The organism is Sorangium sp. So ce204, from assembly GCF_051526795.1.
In the GTDB taxonomy this organism is placed as follows: Bacteria; Myxococcota_A; Polyangia; order Polyangiales; family Polyangiaceae; genus Sorangium; species Sorangium cellulosum_B.
Map to the genome: position 1 here is coordinate 9,460,923 of NZ_CP150317.1, position 15,711 is coordinate 9,476,633.

Sequence of the window (15,711 nt, forward strand, 5' to 3'; positions counted from 1 at the left end):
AACAAAAAGTCGGAGCCGACGTGCCCGCTAGGGCGCGCCGCTGCGCCGGTAGAGCCACCAGTCTCCGACGTGGTCGACGGCGACGATGCTCGGATCCTTCGCGAAGAGGTGATTCGCCCCTGCCCGCCGGCGGACGAGGAACCAGTCGAAGAAGGCGCCGTGGCGGCGCACGTCGAATACCGAAGGCGTCCACTCCCACCGGAGCGGCGTGGGCGGCGGGACGACGGCGCCCGGCTCCTCGCGGGGCCTGTAGGCGACGGGCGAGGCATCCCAGACGGCGAAGTGGAAGCTGAGCCAGCCGCCTCGCGTGGCCTGCACCCAGGCGGGGAGATGGATGAACGGCGTCGTCGTCCGGGTCGATCCGCCGTGATCGAAGACGAGGTAGAGCAGCCTCGGCGCCCGCGGGATGCGGGCGATGATGGCGTCGAAGTCCCGCGTGCTCTGGTCGAACCGGCGGTAGTTGTCGCGGGCCACGGCGCCGAGGAAGACCGCGGCGGCCGACAGCGCGAGCACGGCCGGCACCTTGAGCCAGGGCGATCGCGGCAGGTCCGGGAAGGCGCCGAGGGCCAGGAACAGCGCGGCGACGATCTCGCGCGGGTAGACGTACCACCAGAGGCCGATCTGCAGCGGCAGGCTCAGGAACAGGCCCAGGAACACGATCGCGCAGGCGACCGGGACGAGGGCGGCGAGGCGCGCGAAGGACCACCGCGGCGCGCCCGCCGCGGGCGAGGGCGCCGCGCCGGCGCCGGCGCCTTCGGGTGAGCACGCAGCATCGGCGCCGGCGCCTTCGGGTGAGCGCGCCGCATCGGCGCCGGCGCCTTCGGGTGAGCGCGCCGCATCGCCGCCGGCGCCGGCGAGCCGTGCGGCGGCGCCGGCGGCGCAGACGAGCAGCGCGGCGAGCACGAAGCGCGCTGCCCTGCCGGCCGCCGCCGCCTCGGCGGGGTCGGTGAAGCTCGTGAAGAGGAGCGACGGGACCTCGCGGAGCCGCTCCCAGTGGAGCGCGGGCGCGATGGGCGCCGCGTGCAGCGTGTCGGTCCGGACCACGAGCCACGCCGCGAAGAGGGCCAGCGAGGGCGCCAGCGGGAGCGCGATGGGGCGGAGCCGCCGCGTCGCCGGGAAGACGACGATCGCCGTGCCGACGACGGCGGCGAGCGCGAACGGGAAGCGGAAGATGTGCGTGAAGAACAGCGCGACGAGCGCGAGCGCGAGCGCGATCTGCCGGCCGCGCGAGGGGCGTTCGAGGAGCAGGAGCGTCAGGCCGACGACCATCGCGAAGAGGCCGAGCGCGCCCATGTGGTTGAGGAAGCCCCAGTGGGTGAGGTTGCACCAGACGAGGTGCAGGCCAAGGACGCCGAGGAGCGGGCTCCGCTTCAGGCCGTGGAAGAGGACGGCGAGGCCCGCGGGCAGGAGCGCGAGCATCGCCGCCGCCGCGACCTTCACCGCGGCCACGGGCGGGAGGACGAGCATCAGCAGGGCGCCGAGCGCGTACATGGACATGTACGGGACGGCGAGCGGCTGGAGCGTGAACTGCTCGCGGAAGTGCCACGCCGGGTCGAGGTAGTGCCTGAACGCCGCCGTCTCGGCCGCGTGGAACGGGAGATCGGTCATCGGCGGATAGCGGACGACCGCGAGCGGGACGGCGATCACATAGACGGACGCGGCGACGACGACGAGGGCGAGCGCCGCGCTGAGGGGCGCGCGGCGCGCGGCGCCCACGCCGCGGCGGAGCAGGCCGGAGAGCGCGCGGCGCGCGGGAGCGGGCGCCGTCGTGGAAGACCGGGTGTCCAAGGTGCGGCGAGCCTACCACCGGGCATCGCCACGGACCGCGCGGGCCTCCGGAGCGGCGGCTCGTCCTCGTCGTCGAGCACGGCGACGATCGCGAAGGCAAGCGACGATCGCGGGCTGCCCCGCATGTCGCGCCGTCCTCCCGGTAAACCTCTGGAGGCTTCCTCGAATGGCACAGCCCTGACGGGATGAAGCGCCCTGGTACGGAGTCTGCGCGCCGCGCGCGGCGTCTTGCCCCCCGCCTCCACCCGGGAGAGTAATCGAGGAGCCTCCAGCGCGCCGCGAGACAGGGGACGACGATGGGCATAGGGACCGCACCGACCGTGAAGGCTCTCGACGGCACGCCGACGTCAGCGGCTCACAGGGCGGTGCTGGACAGGAACGCCATACGCCGCGCCATGCGTCCGGAGCGCGCCGTGCACGGCGAGAGCCAGCGCCGCGCGGTCCAGCGCGCGGCGTACATCGGCCTGTGGGTATGGCCTGGCTTCTTCCTGTTGGATCTGTACATGGCGACGTGGGTTTATCCCAGCGCGCCCCTCTGGCATTTCGCCGCGCTCCGGCTCGCGGAGCAGGCCGCCATCGTCGCCGTCTACCGGATGTCGCTCAGGAGAGACGTCTCGCTCCGGCGCATCGCCGGCGCCGGGGACCTGCTCTTTCTGGGAGCCGCCCTGTTCATCTCGGCGATGGCGCTCGACCTGGGCGGGATCCGCAGCATTTACATGGATGGGCTCTCGGTCCTCATGCTGGTCCGCTGCGTCATCGTGCCGGCCCCCTGGTGGTCGGCGCTGCGGTCTCTGGCGCTCCTCGCGCTCACGTACCCGCTGGTGATGGGCATCGCCGCCGTGTTCTCCGTGTCGATCCGCGCGTCGCTGCTCGACGTGCCGGAGCTGGCGGGCGTCGCCGGACATTACGTCTTCGTGCTCGCATCGGCCCTCGTGGGAGCGCTCTCGGGCCACCTTGTCTGGTCAGCGCAGCAGCAGGTCTACCAGGCCCGCAAGCTCGGCCGGTACCGGCTGGAGGCGCGGATTGGCCAGGGAGGCATGGGCGAGGTCTGGCTCGCGTGGGACGAGACGCTGGGCCGCAAGGTGGCGCTCAAGCTGCTCCGCACGCAAGAAGCGCCGGAGCCCGCCGATCTGAGGCGGTTCCAGCGCGAAGCTCACGCCGCCAGCGTGCTGAGCAATCCTCACACCATTCGCATCTTCGACTTCGGCGCGAGCGACGATGGGATCTATTACATCGCCATGGAGTATCTCCCGGGCGCGGATCTCGGCGCATTGCTCGCCGCGTACGGCCCGATGCCGGCGCAGCGCGCGGTGCGCTTCATCGCGCAGGCGTGCGAGTCGCTCATCGAGGCGCACGACGCAGGGGTCATCCATCGGGACATCAAGCCGCAGAACCTGTTCGTGACGCGCGTCGGCGACGATCACGACTTCGTCAAGCTGCTCGACTTCGGGATCGCGCGGGTCGTCCCGAGGGGGGAGCCCGTCTCCGGCACCAGCACGGGCGTGCTCCGCGGGACCCCCGAGTACATGGCGCCCGAGCTGTTCTGCGGTGAGCAGGCGGACGCGCGCAGCGACATCTACGGGCTCGGCGTGACGTTCTACACGCTGCTCACAGGTGGTCCGCCGTTCGAGGGCAGCTCGCTGGCGCAGGTGATCGCGGCGCAGCTCTCGCAGCGGCCGACGCGGCCGTCAGCCCGCCGCAAGGAGCCGCTCCCTGCGCAGCTCGAGGCCGTCGTCCTCCGCTGCCTCGAGAAGGATCCGACGGCGCGCTTCCAGTCGATGCAAGAGCTCGCCAGCGCCGTGCGGGAGCTCGCCGACGACGCCGGGTGGAGCGCGCGGGACGCGGAGCGGTTCTGGCGCGATCACGTCACGCAGCTGGCGAGGATGGAGGCGCCGACCCAGGAAGTTTCGGCCTGAGAGGGCCCAGGCGGAGAGGAGCAGAGAGGAGCAGGCGCCCCGCACGTGGCCCTTGCGGCCCCCCGGCTCCGGGACGCAAGCTGCGCGCATGGCACGCCGCTTCAACACGGCCGGCCCCTGCCGCCCCGATTTGCACTACATGATCCCGGCCGAACGGCGCCTGCCGGAGGCGCGTGGCCTCGTGGAGCAAGGCGCCTATTTCGTGGTCCACGCGCCACGGCAAACGGGGAAGACCACGGCGCTCCGCGCGCTCGCCGATCAGCTCACCGCCGCCGGCCGCTGGGCGGCGCTGCACTTCTCCTGCGAGGCGGGTGAGGCGGCGGGCGACGACTACGGCGCGGCCGAGCGCATCCTGCTCAGCTCGCTCCGGGCGCGCGCCGAGCTCACCCTCCCCCCCGCGCTGCATCCGCCTGCCTTCCCCGACGCCCCGGAGGGCCACCGCGTCGAGATCGCGCTGCGCGCCTGGGCCCGCGCCTGCCCGCGGCCGCTGGCGCTGCTCTTCGACGAGATCGACGCCCTGCGAGGCCAGAGCCTCCTCAGCGTGCTGCGCCAGCTGCGCGCCGGCTTTCCCGATCGACCCGCCGACTTTCCCGCCGCGGTGGTGCTCTGCGGGCTGCGCGACGTGCGCGAGTACAAGGCGGCGAGCGGCGGCGACCCGAGCCGCCTCGGCACGGCCAGCCCGTTCAACGTCAAGCTCGAGTCCCTCAAGCTCGGCGATTTCGACCCTGACGAGGTGCGCGAGCTCTACGCCCAGCACACGGCCGACACCGGCCAGGTCTTTGCTGAAGGAGCAGTCGAGCGGGCCATCGCGCTCACGGCCGGGCAGCCGTGGCTGGTCAACGCGCTCGCCCGCGAGATCGTGGATAAGCTCGCGGTGCCCGCGAGCGAGCCGATCACCGCGGCGCACGTCGAGACGGCCAAGGAGCGCCTCATCCTGGCGCGCGCCACCCACCTCGACTCGCTCGTCGCCCGCCTGCACGAGCCGCGCGTCCGGCGCGTGCTCGAGCCGATCCTCTCGGGCACGCTCGCGATCGTCGGCGACGCCTACCAGGACGATCTCCAGTACGCCCGCGATCTCGGGCTGATCGCGCCGGACAACCCCGCGCGCATCGCGAACCCGATCTACCGCGAGGTCATCGCCCGCGTGCTCGCCGGCGACGTGGAGCCCGTCATCCTGGCCGAGCCGAGGAGCTTCGTGCTGCCCGACGGCCAGCTCGACGTCGCGCGCCTGCTCCGGGAGTTCGCCGCCTTCTGGAGGGAGCACGGCGAGGCGCTCTCCGGCAACCTCGGCTACCACGAGGTCGCGCCGCAGCTCGTGCTGATGGCCTTCCTGCAGCGGGTGGTGAACGGAGGCGGGCTGATCGAGCGGGAGTACGGCCTCGGCCGGGGGAGGATCGATCTCCTGATCCGGTGGCCCTGCCGCGCGCCGGACGGGTCACGCGCCGTGCAGCGCGCGGCGCTGGAGCTCAAGGTCTGGCGCGAGGGAGAGAAGGATCCCACGCCGAAGGGGCTCGCGCAGCTCGACGGCTACCTCGCCCAGCTCGGCCTCGACGAGGGCGTGCTCGTGCTGTTCGACCGCCGCGCCGCGGCCGGGGACGTCGAGGCGCGCACGCGGATCGAGGAGGCCCGGACGCCGTCGGGGCGGCGGGTGACGCTGCTCCGGGCCTGAACGGCCGCGGGCCGCGCGAGGCTCACGGCGCCCCGGGTCCCTTGCCCCTCGCCCCCGCGGCGCTCGCGATCTGGGCCTCCAGCGCCGCCACGCGCTCCAGCGCCGCCTCCTTCGCCGCGCGCTCCGCCTCCTTCGCCGCGCGCTCCGCCTCCTTCGCCGCGCGCTCCGCCTCCTTCGCCGCGCGCTCCGCCTCCGCGGCGGTCGGGAAGAGCTCCTCGCCGTCGGGCCCCGTGGCCAGCCGGAGGCGCGCCTCCTCGCCCGCGCCGATCACCCGCAGCCAGCAGCCGAGCACGCGCGCGTGGATCCGGTCGACGTTCGTCGTCTCCACCCGGACGAAGCCGCGCGTCTTCAGCCTCCGGTAGCGCTGCCACCGCACCCGATCGCGGCCCCGCTCCCAGTCGGGATCGAAGATCACGAGCTCCTTCACCCCGAGCTCCCGGTAGCGCTCGGGCGCGTCCACGTAGTCCTTGTAAGGCTCGTCGGACGAGACGACCTCGAGCGCGAAGCTCGGGGCGATGCCCGTCTCCCACACCTTCCAGCTCCGCACGCGCCGGCCTGGCGGCACGCCAGGGAGCACGTACACGTCCGGGGCCACGACCTTGGAAGGATTGAACTGCCGATAATAGATGAACTGGTCCGCCCCCACGAACCTCGGCCGACCGAGCGCCTCGTACCAGCGCTCGATGAGAGGACGGAGGAGCTCCACGATCCACGTCTGAAGGGAGTCCTCCCCCATCTTCTTCTCCACGGGATAGAACGTCGGATCACGCTCCTTGCCGTCACGGTGCGCCCGCCGATGGACCTGCCTGTGCGCCTCGGTCGACATGCCCCCATCCTACCCGACGGGGGCGCGCGCATCGACCCGCGCCGCAGCGGCGCGCGGCGCCCGCTCCTCGGCGCGCCTCCTGGCCGCGCGACGCCGCCGACGAGATAGGCTGCGCCCACGTTGCTGCCCCCGCGCCTCGCCCCCCATCCGACCGACCTGCGCGGCCTCCCCGCCGCGTCCCGCCGCGAGACCCGCGCGGCGCTCGCCGTCACCGCGCTCGCCACGGCGTGGTTCGCGCTCGCGGCGGCGTGGGAGATGTTCGGACCCGTCCTCGCCGGACATTACGCGTCGTCGGCGAGCGTCGGGATCATCGCGGAGAACATGCTCCGCTGGAAGATCCCCGGACCCGTGTGGGAGTACACAGCGAGCCGGCCGGCGCCCGGGATGTACTACTGCCACCACCCGTGGGGGATCTTCTGGACGACGGCCGCGTTCATGAAGGTCTTCGGGCGGCACGACGTCATCTGCCGCCTGCCCGCCGTCCTGCTGAGCGCCGCGACGCCGCCCCTGCTCTACGCCCTCGGCCGGAGCGTCTACCGCCCCGCCGCAGGGGCCGCCGCGGCGGCGTCGTTCGTCGTCCTGCCGATCACGCTCTCGTTCGCGAACTTCAACGCGCTCGAGGTCCCGGTCATGGCCTGGACGCTGCTCGGGCTCTTCGGCTACGTCCGCCTGTTACAGACATCCAGGCGCCGTTACCTCGCGGTGAGCGCGCTCGGGCTCGCGCTCGGCATGCACGCCGACTGGCCCGCGTTCGTGCTCACGGGCGGGCTGCTCGCGTTCGGCGCGATCCGGGCCTACCTGCTCCCGAGGCGCGTCTTCGGCCCGCTCCCCGAGCGGCGCTACGCCGCGTGGTGGGTGCTCACGGCCTCGATCGCCGCGCTGACGGCCGCGCTCTACCTGGCCCTCTTCCACCATGCCGGCAAGCTCGGCGACCTGCTGACGAGCTACGGGCTCCGCTCCTCGGGGAACGCCGAGCCGCTCGGCAAGGTGCTCGAGAGCCGGCGGTACTGGCTCGAGCTCTCGTTCACGCCGATCGCCATCGCCGCCGGAAAGCTCGCCGCGATCGTCTGCGCGGCGCGGCTCGTCCTGCTCCGGCGCGAGCACGACGCGCTGCCGCTGCTCTACCTCGCGACCGCGGCGGTGCAGTACGTCGTCTTCCGGCAAGGCGCCGACATCCACATCTTCTGGCCGCACTACTTCGCGGCCTACTTCGCCCTCGCCGCCGCCGCCCTCGTCGACACCGGCGCGGCGCTCGTGGAGCGCGCCGCCGCCGCGCGGCGAGCCGCCCGGGTCGCGACGCCGTCGGGCGGGCGGGCGCTCGACGCGCCGTCGGGCGGGCCGGCGCTCGCGGCGCTCGCGCTGTGGCTCGTGCCGCTCGCCGCCATCCTGCGCGACGGGCTCCCGGCGCTGCGTTATGCGCGCGAGACAGGCGGGCGCTTCAACGAGCGGGGGCACCTCATCGACTCCGACGGGGCGAAGACGGCGTTCCTGCGATGGCTCGCGCCGAGGCTGCCGGGGACGCCGACCGGCGCGCCCGTCGCGATGCACGAGAGCATGAAGGCCACCTGGGCCCAGGTCTGGGCGCTCGGCGGGCGCGTCGTGACGCCCAACCGACCCCCGCCGAAGGAAGCGCCGCCGCGCGGCGCCTACCTCGTGGACACGCGGTTCCTGCTCGACCGGGATCAGGCGAGCCTCGCGCAGCGCTTCGACGTGACGGCGGTGGGCCCGTTCTGGGCGCTCGGCGCGGGCGCCGGGGCGCGCACGCTCTCGGCAAGCGGCGCGAGCGGCATCGAGGCGTTCTCGTTCCGCGAGCGAGAGCCGGGGCTCCTCGCCTGGTATTTCGTCTCGGGCACCGAGCCCGAGCGCGAGATCGTGCCGGATCCGTTCCTCACGTGGGAGCTCCGCGCGCACTTCGGACAGCCGGCGGAGCCGCCGGCCACGCCGCCGGAGACGCTGGATCAGAAGCGGATCGCGCACAACATGGCGCTCGGCGCGGGCGACGGCGCGCGCGCGGCGGCGCTCTTCGCGGAGATCAGCGCCGCGCTCGCGCCGATCGGGGCGCGGTTCGACGACGGCACGGAGCTGCTCGGGACGACATTTCACGAAGGCGCCCGCTCGCTCCTCACGATCTTCGTGCGCGCGGGGGGCCCGGCGGCGAGCGACGTTGTGCTCGCGGTGCGCTCCCGGGTCGTCGAGCGCGCCCCGCTGTCCACGACGATGGCGGACCCGGTCGTCCGCGAGGTCGGCCTGCCGACGGCGATCTCGCCGCAGCGCTGGAGGACGGGCTTCCTCTATGCCGATCCGGTGCCGATCCGGAAGCGGCCAGGGACGGAGGTGTTCTGGGCGTCCATGACGGCGCGCGAGCGCGGCCGCGCGCCGAAGCTCGTGGATCGCGGCGGCGCGTCGGAGGTCGAGGTCCTGCGGCTGCGCTGAGCGAGCGCCGCTATCCCCGTGGACACGGCCCCGCGTTCGGGTTTTACCTTCGGGCATGAGCTCTCGCCGAACAGGGTTGGTTCTGATCCTCGCGCTCGCGGCGGGCTGCGGCGCCCCGCCGCCAGCCGCCCAGTCGCCGGCGCAGCCCGCGTCGGAGGGGCCGACCGGCTCGGCGTCCCCGGAACCGACGACCTCGACGACCTCGGCCCCCCCGGAGCCGAAGCCCGCGGCGCCCCCGCCGGACGCGCAGGCCCCCGCGGCGGCGACGCCGGTCGAGGCGCCCCCGCCGCCGCGGGCCACCGCGAGACCGGACGGCAACGTGAGGCCCGGCGCGGCCACCGCGACCGGCACGCTGGGGGGCAACATCTCCGAGATGCAGGTCCGCGACGTCGTGGAGAAGCACGGCGAGCTGTTCGACGAGTGCTACAAGATCGGCGTCAAGAGCTCGCCGAAGTTCACGGGGAAGGTGACCGTCAAGGCGACCATCGGTCCGACCGGCAGGGTGAACAGGGCCGACGTGGTGAGGTCGACGGCGAAGAATCAGCAGGTCGATCGCTGCGTGGCCGATGCCTTCGAGAAGATGCAGTTCCCCTCGCCGCAAGGCGGGGTGACGACCGTCATCACCTTTCCCATCGAGTTCAGCGGCGTCGAGCTCGTGCAGCCCTGAGGAAGGTCGCGTCAGGCTCGAAATTTACAGCGCCTCACGGTGCGACGTCACACCACGAGGCCATGGCATGCACGGTCGACCCCGATGTCTGTCATGAGAACCGCTATTTCGCGTTGCGAAAAGCCCCGCCCGGAAGACACCATGGCGCCTCGCTCTGGTGCTTTCGGCGGCTCGCCAGGGGTCCGCCGCCATCAACGCCTGACTTCTTGGAGAGAGCCATGAACTCGAGATCTCGCCTGTCGTCCTTCGGTCGGGTTCCGGTCGGACATCTGCTGCGGGTCGCGTGCATCGCTGCGGCGCTGCAAGCGGCCGCGTGCTCCAGCGTTGGCGGCCCCAGCAACGCCGGGAACAGCGGCGGCACGACGGGGAGCTCGGGCAGCGCGGGCAGCACGGGCAGCGGCGGCGACGACCTCGGCGGCGTGGCCGCGAGCAGCGGCGGAGACGACTTCGGCAGCCTGACCACGGGCGCCGGCAGCGGCAACAGCAGCTCGGGGAGCGGCGCGCCCAGCAGCGAGGACGCCTGCGATGGCCTGGACAACGACGGCAATGGCATCGTCGACGACGTCGACGTCGCCGGCGACGGCGTCTGCGACTGCCTCCGCATCGCCACGCTGGGCGAGCCGGGCCAGTGGGGCGACGGCGACGTCTTCGAGTCCTGGTTGAACGAGCGCAGCATCAACGGCGCCTTCGGCCTGAGCGGCGCCGAGCTCACCGCGGAGGAGCTCGCGAAGCACCAGGTCATCGTCATCCAGGACGTGAGCGACATCGGGCGCACGTACTCGGAAGCCGAGGTCGAGGCGCTCCGCGACTGGATCTCGAAGGGCGGCGGCCTCATGACGTTGATCGGGTACGGCCAGACCCGGGAGCGCGAGAACGTCAACACGCTGCTCGCTCCGCTCGGCGTCAGCTACGACGCAGCGCAGATCCTCCCGAGGCGAGGCGGCGCCACGGTCCCCATCACGGAGTGGAGCGGAGAGCATCCGGTGCTCGACGGGATCGAGGCTGTCGGCGTGGACACCGGCTACCCGGTGGTCGGCGAGGGCACCACGCTGGCGACCGGCGACGGCCACGACGTGCTGAAGGCGCTGGAGGTCGGCGATGGCCGGGTCCTGGTCTGGGGCGACGAGTGGATCACCTACAACAGCGAGTGGGTCGATCATCCCGAGTATCAGGTCGAGCGCTTCTGGCTGAACGCCATCAAATGGATGACGCCAGCCAACGAGTGCCAGGTGGCCATCCCTCCCCAGGTCAACTGAGCCCCTCGACCTCCCGCGCGGCGATCACGCCGCCCGGGAGCCCTCGGCGCGCCGCGGGCCGGTCACGGTCCGGTAGAGCTCCTCGTATTTGCCCACCATCACGGCGCTGCTCCAGCGCTCGCGCGCGCGGCGCGCGCAGGCGGCGCGGTCGAAGCGGGCCAGGCCCGCCGCGAGCGCGGCGAGGCGCGACAGGTCGCCCGGCGGCGCCAGGTAGCCGGTGACGCCCTCGTCGACGATCTCGGGGAAGGAGCCGCGGCGAAAGCCGAGCACCGGGGTGCCGCAGAGCATGGCCTCGATGGCGATCAGCCCGAACGGCTCCTCCCACTGGAGCGGGCAGAGGACGGCGCGGGCCCCGCGCAGGAGCGCGACCTTGCGGTCGTGGCCCATCTCCCCGAGGTCCGATATCCCGCTCTCCCGGAGGCGCGGGGCGACCTCCTGGAGATAATAGATCTGGTCCTTGGGGTGCGCGCGGCCCGCGAGCTTGATCGGCAGGCCCGCGGCCCTCGCGATGTCGAGCGCCAGGTGGGTCCCCTTCTCCTCGGCGTAGCGGCCCAGGTGGGCGAGGTAGCCCTCGTCGCTCAGGCTCGGCGGATAACGCGCCGGCGTGACGCCGTGATGGATGACGCACGAGCGCGGCAGCGGGATCTCCAGGGCGCGCTGCCGCGCGCTGATCGCCACGTACGCGACCTCCGGGTGGCGCGCGTAGATGCGCGAGCTCTCGCCGCAGGGCGCGTGGTGCAGGGTGTGCACCGCCGGGACGCGGACGAAGCGGGTGAACGGGACGGCGATCGGGCTGTTCACGTGGATCACGTCGAACCCGTCCTCGCGCGCGATCTCCGAGAAGGCCCAGGCGACGTGGTTGACCTCGTCTTCCGGCACCGGAGGCCAGCTCGGGCTCCCGTAAAGGGACCGGCGACGGCAGCTGACCACCGAATCTCCCGTCGCGAAGAGCGTGACCTCGTGTCCCCGCGCCGACAGCCCCTCGGCCAGCTCGTGACAGAACAGCTCGGTCCCGCCGTACCCGGAGGGAGGCACCCGGATGAACGGGGTGGAAACGATCGCGATCCGCATGCTCTTTGCTCCTCGGTCGCCGCGCCGCGACCGGGGCCATGCTCGCCCCCGCTCGCAGCGGAGCGCAACCCCGCGCCCAGGACCCATCAACGAGCATGCCAGCGGACTGCTCCCCACCTGCCCGGCCGAGGGAGCGCGCGAGGACAGCCGCTGCGCAGCAGACGCAGCGCAGCGCGGCGCGGCGCCCGCCAGGCCAGCGCGATCCGGACCGGCGCGCGGCGGTGCGGCGCTTTCTTCAAGCGTCTCATGCGTCTAGGATGCGCCCTCCCGCTCGCTCCTGCGCGCGGGGCAGCGCGGGAAGCGTCGCGAGCCCGAGCGCCCCGGCCAATCTGCACACAGGTGGTCAATGACTTGGAGATCGAATCGTTACGGATCCGCGCTCGCGTTGAGCATTTCGCTGGCGGCCACGGCGGGCTGCCAGATGGTCACGATGCCCGATCGCAGCCTCATCAATGAGGACACGGGAGGGAGCGGCGGACAGGGAGGAACGGGCGGAGGGGGCTCCGGCGGCAATGACGGCGGCGGCGGGAGCAGCGATGGTGGCGGCGGGAGCAGCGACGGCGGAGGTGGCTCCGGCGGTGGCGATGGCGGCTCCGGCGGTGGCGATGGCGGCTCCGGCGGTGGCGATGGCGGCTCCGGCGGTGGCGATGGCGGCTCCGGCGGTGGCGATGGTGGCTCCGGCGGTGGCAACGGCGGGAGCGACGGAGGCGCCGGCGGAGTCGATGGCAACGGCGGCAATGGAGGCGACGCTGGAGCCGGCGGCGGAGCGGGCGGCGGCGGAGGGGACGGCGGAGCGGGCGGCATCGACGGCTCCGGCGGCGGCGGCGACGTCCCGTGCACCGGCGACACCGACTGCCCCGCGCCCGACAGCGAGTGCGCGACCGCGAGGTGCATCGACGGTGGATGCACGACCGAGCCCGTGGCCTCGGGGACGCCCGTGAAGGACCAGATGGCCGGCGACTGTCGCGAGCGCGTCTGCGACGGTGAGGGCGCGGTCACGGAGGTCGCCGACGACGACGATGTGCGCGACGACCACAGCCAGTGCACGGTCGACTCCTGCCGCGATGGCTCGCCGATCAACGACCCGGTCGAGGCCGGCACCTGGTGCTCCCTGGCCGACGGCGGGCTGTGCAACCCCGCCGGGGTCTGCGTGGAGTGCCTTGTCGACTGGGACTGCCCGACCGAGCTCTGCGTCGACTACGTCTGCCAGGTCGCCTCGTGCGAGGACGGCCTGCACAACGGCAACGAGGGCGGCATCGACTGCGGCGGCAGCGCCTGCCCTGCGTGCGGAGCGCCGGCCAGGGTGACCTCCGTCGACTATCCGGTCATCGCCGTCGGCGGCGCGCTCGTGCTCACCGGCTCCGGCTTCACCGGGGCGACGGAGGTGACGGTGGACTTCGTGCCGCAGCCCTTCACGATCGACTCCGACACGCAGATCACGATCCCCGCGCTCTCGGGCTCGACGCCGATCGGCCCGGCGGACATCGTCGTGAACCGGCCGGGGGCGCGGTGGACGTCGTTCCCGGTGACGGTGATCCGGCTCCAGATCAACGAGGTCGACGCCGACACGCCGGACAGCGGTGACCTGCTCGAGTTCATCGAGATCAGCACGGGCTGGCGGTACGCGAGCCTCGCCGGGTACACGCTCGTGCTCTACGACGGGGCCACCGACGGCTCCTACCACGCGATCGAGCTCGACGGCACGGCGGACGTGGGCGGGCTCCTGCTCGTCGGCACCAGCGGCGTCGAACCGACGCCCGCGCTCGTCTTCCCGACCAACACCCTGCAGAACGGCCCGGCCGCGGTCGCCTTGTACCAGGGGCTGCCCGCGGCGTTCCCCTCGTCCACGCCGGCCACGGCGGCGCGCCTCATCGACGCGCTTGTCTACGGACCGGCGGCCGAGCCGGACACGCAGCTCTTGAACGCCCTGATCTCCAGCGCTCCGGGGCGCGTCCAGGTCAGCGAGGGCGCGACCTCCGCGCTGTCGCAGGCGCAGTCGATCCAGCGCTGCGCCAACGGCCTCCGCGACGGCCGCCGCTTCGGGGCGGCGGCGCCCACCCCGCGCAGGCCCAACACCCTCCCCTGCCCCTGAACTGAAGAAGAAGACGCGGCGCAGCTGGCAGCGCGCCGCGCCGCCGCCGCCCGGCGCTGGGCTCCGGGGCTCAGCGCTCGAGGTGGATCTCGAAATCCTCGATGCTCACGGCGAGCTCGTAGCGCTCCTCGATGAGCCCCGCGAGCTCAGGGAACCCGTTCAGCGTGTCGCGCGAGTCGATCACGTCGCCGGTCACCGAGGGGAAGACGTCGCGGCGCTCGACCACGATCGCGGCCGGCGGGCTCGCGGCGAGGTCGCGCATCAGCGCGTCGCGCGCCTCCTGCCGGGCCCACGCCGCGCGCTGCGGGACGTTGTAGAGGTAGCGCGTCGCCGGCGGTCGATCGGCGAGGTCGTAGATCACCGGCTCGAAGCCCCACACGAACACGGGGCGCCCCGGCGCGACGCGCTCGCGCAGCCACATGGCGACCTCCCGGTTCGCCGCGGCGTTGACGTCGGCGACCGACGCGAGGCGATCGAGGCGCGCCTGGTCCCTCGCGCCGGTGGCGAGCACCGCGATCCGCTTGGCGCAGCGCTCGATGTAGTCGTCGGCCACGTCCTTGGTCGCGGAGCGGGCGAAGGCGGTCGCGACGAGCGCCGCGAGGAGCGCCGCCGCGGCCGCCTTCACGCCGGGCCGGGTGCACCGCTGCCACGCCTTCCAGAGGCCGAGCGCGGCGAGCATCGCGGTGAGCGGCCACGTCGCGCCGTAATGGTAGGGGAAGAACTTCGCCTGCATCACGACGCCGACGAGGTGCATGGCGATCACGCCCGAGAGCAGCGCCACGCCCGCCCGCTCGTGGCGTTCGGGGTGCAGCGCGACCAGGCAGGCGAGGCCGAACGCGAGCGGGCCGGAGTAGTGGACGAGCCACTCGCAGGCGCCGTACCACGCCATGCCGAGCACGCTCGCGCCGCGCCACCCGAGCGCGGTGTAGTGCGGCGTGAAGACGAAGAGGACCTCCCACAGATCGCCGAGCGCGCCCCTCAGGGCGAACCAGGCGGCGCAGGCGAGCACGGGGAGCACGCCGCCCAGCGCGATGAGCAAGGCGGGCCGGAGCGCCGCCCAGAGGAGCGCGGCCGCCGTCGAACGGACCGGCCCGGACGCAGGCGGCGCAGGGCGCGCCGGCTCGCCCTGGGGCGCGCTCGGACCGGCGTCGCTCCAGCGCTGGACGGCGGCCCGCGCCGCGCCGCGCCGCGCGAGCTCCGCGAGGGCGGGCGCGGCCAGCGCGACGGCGAGCACGACGCCGCCCCCGGCGAGGGGCGGCTTGAGGAGGCCGGCGGCGCCGAAGAGCGCGCCCGACAGGACCAGCGCGGCGCCGCGCGGCGCCGGGCGGGGCGCGCCGTCGCGGCCGCGCGGCGTGGCCACGAGCAGCGCGGCGATGGTGAGCATGCCGCCGAACGACTCGGGCTGCGCCGTGTGCCAGAAATCGAGCTGGGCGTGCACCAGCACGGCGAGCGCCGCGGCGACGACCCCGATCCGCCGGTCGCCGAAGAGGCGGGCGGCGAGCGACGCCATCGCGAGGCACATGCCGGCGAGGCCGAGGACCTCGAGGACGCGGATGCCCCACTGCGCGGGGCCGAAGAGGGCGCGGGCGAGCGCGTAGATGAGGAAGATGCCGGGCGGCTTGAAGTCGAACGCGTCGCGGTACGGCATGCCGCCGTCGAGCACCGCGCGCGCGACCATGGCGTAGATGCCCTGATCGCGGCCGTAGCCGTAGGTCAGCACCTGCAGCAGCAGGAACGCGATGGCGCCGAGCGAGGCCGCCCGGATCGCCCGCGCCCCCACGACGCGCGGCGGCCCGGCGGCGAGGATCTCGCGCGCGCTCTCGCTCGAGGGAGCCAGGGGGGCGGGGGCTGCGGTCGCATCCGGCGCGGCGTCACGCACGGGGCCCTTGTACCGGCTGGGGCCCAAAAAGGATACACACCGGACGAACACTGTGTCGTTGCTCTCGCAGGGCGGGCGGCGTATACGACCGTGCCGCCTTGCCCGGAGAGGTGA

Annotated in this window: 10 protein-coding genes; 6 read left to right on the forward strand and 4 right to left on the reverse strand. The window is 73.4% G+C overall.

Going from position 1 to position 15,711, the window contains the following annotated elements; genetic code table 11:
- Window positions 1-27 precede the first annotated feature (27 nt).
- The gene (locus tag WMF22_RS35465) at window positions 28-1,788 is read right to left on the reverse strand and encodes a hypothetical protein (RefSeq protein ID WP_438032627.1); all 1,761 of its coding nucleotides are present in this window, start codon (window positions 1,786-1,788) and stop codon (window positions 28-30) included.
- A 395-nt stretch (window positions 1,789-2,183) separates the two neighbouring features.
- On the opposite strand from WMF22_RS35465, the gene WMF22_RS35470 reads away from it, so the two are divergent.
- Window positions 2,184-3,704, forward strand: a complete 1,521-nt coding sequence (locus WMF22_RS35470; protein ID WP_437294385.1) for a serine/threonine-protein kinase — start codon at window positions 2,184-2,186, stop codon at window positions 3,702-3,704.
- Window positions 3,705-3,792: 88 nt separating this feature from the next.
- A complete protein-coding gene (locus tag WMF22_RS35475; RefSeq protein ID WP_437294386.1) occupies window positions 3,793-5,373 on the forward strand; it encodes an ATP-binding protein in 1,581 nt (526 codons plus the stop codon).
- A gap of 22 nt (window positions 5,374-5,395) precedes the next feature.
- On the opposite strand, the gene WMF22_RS35480 is transcribed toward WMF22_RS35475, so the two are convergent.
- A complete protein-coding gene (locus WMF22_RS35480) occupies window positions 5,396-6,199 on the reverse strand; it encodes a Uma2 family endonuclease (RefSeq protein WP_437294387.1) in 804 nt (267 codons plus the stop codon).
- A gap of 120 nt (window positions 6,200-6,319) precedes the next feature.
- Between WMF22_RS35480 and WMF22_RS35485 the strand changes: the two genes are divergently transcribed.
- The 3 genes from WMF22_RS35485 (at window position 6,320) to WMF22_RS35495 (ending at window position 10,555) form a co-directional block, all read left to right on the forward strand.
- Window positions 6,320-8,632 carry an ArnT family glycosyltransferase gene (locus WMF22_RS35485; protein ID WP_437294388.1) on the forward strand — a complete coding sequence of 771 codons (2,313 nt, stop codon included), beginning with the start codon at window positions 6,320-6,322 and terminating at the stop codon, window positions 8,630-8,632.
- Window positions 8,633-8,687: 55 nt separating this feature from the next.
- Window positions 8,688-9,299: a TonB family protein gene (locus WMF22_RS35490; protein ID WP_437294389.1), complete on the forward strand. Its 612-nt coding sequence runs from the start codon at window positions 8,688-8,690 to the stop codon at window positions 9,297-9,299.
- Between the two features lie 218 nt (window positions 9,300-9,517).
- Entirely contained in the window at window positions 9,518-10,555 is a 1,038-nt protein-coding gene (locus tag WMF22_RS35495; protein WP_438032628.1) for a hypothetical protein, read from the forward strand.
- Window positions 10,556-10,579: 24 nt separating this feature from the next.
- Here the strand turns inward: WMF22_RS35495 and WMF22_RS35500 are convergent, their stop codons facing one another.
- A complete protein-coding gene (locus WMF22_RS35500) occupies window positions 10,580-11,626 on the reverse strand; it encodes a glycosyltransferase family 4 protein (RefSeq protein WP_437294391.1) in 1,047 nt (348 codons plus the stop codon).
- Window positions 11,627-12,011: 385 nt separating this feature from the next.
- Between WMF22_RS35500 and WMF22_RS35505 the strand changes: the two genes are divergently transcribed.
- Entirely contained in the window at window positions 12,012-13,718 is a 1,707-nt protein-coding gene (locus WMF22_RS35505; protein WP_438032629.1) for a hypothetical protein, read from the forward strand.
- Window positions 13,719-13,788: 70 nt separating this feature from the next.
- On the opposite strand, the gene WMF22_RS35510 is transcribed toward WMF22_RS35505, so the two are convergent.
- Window positions 13,789-15,597: a glycosyltransferase family 39 protein gene (locus WMF22_RS35510; protein WP_438032630.1), complete on the reverse strand. Its 1,809-nt coding sequence runs from the start codon at window positions 15,595-15,597 to the stop codon at window positions 13,789-13,791.
- Window positions 15,598-15,711 lie beyond the last annotated feature (114 nt).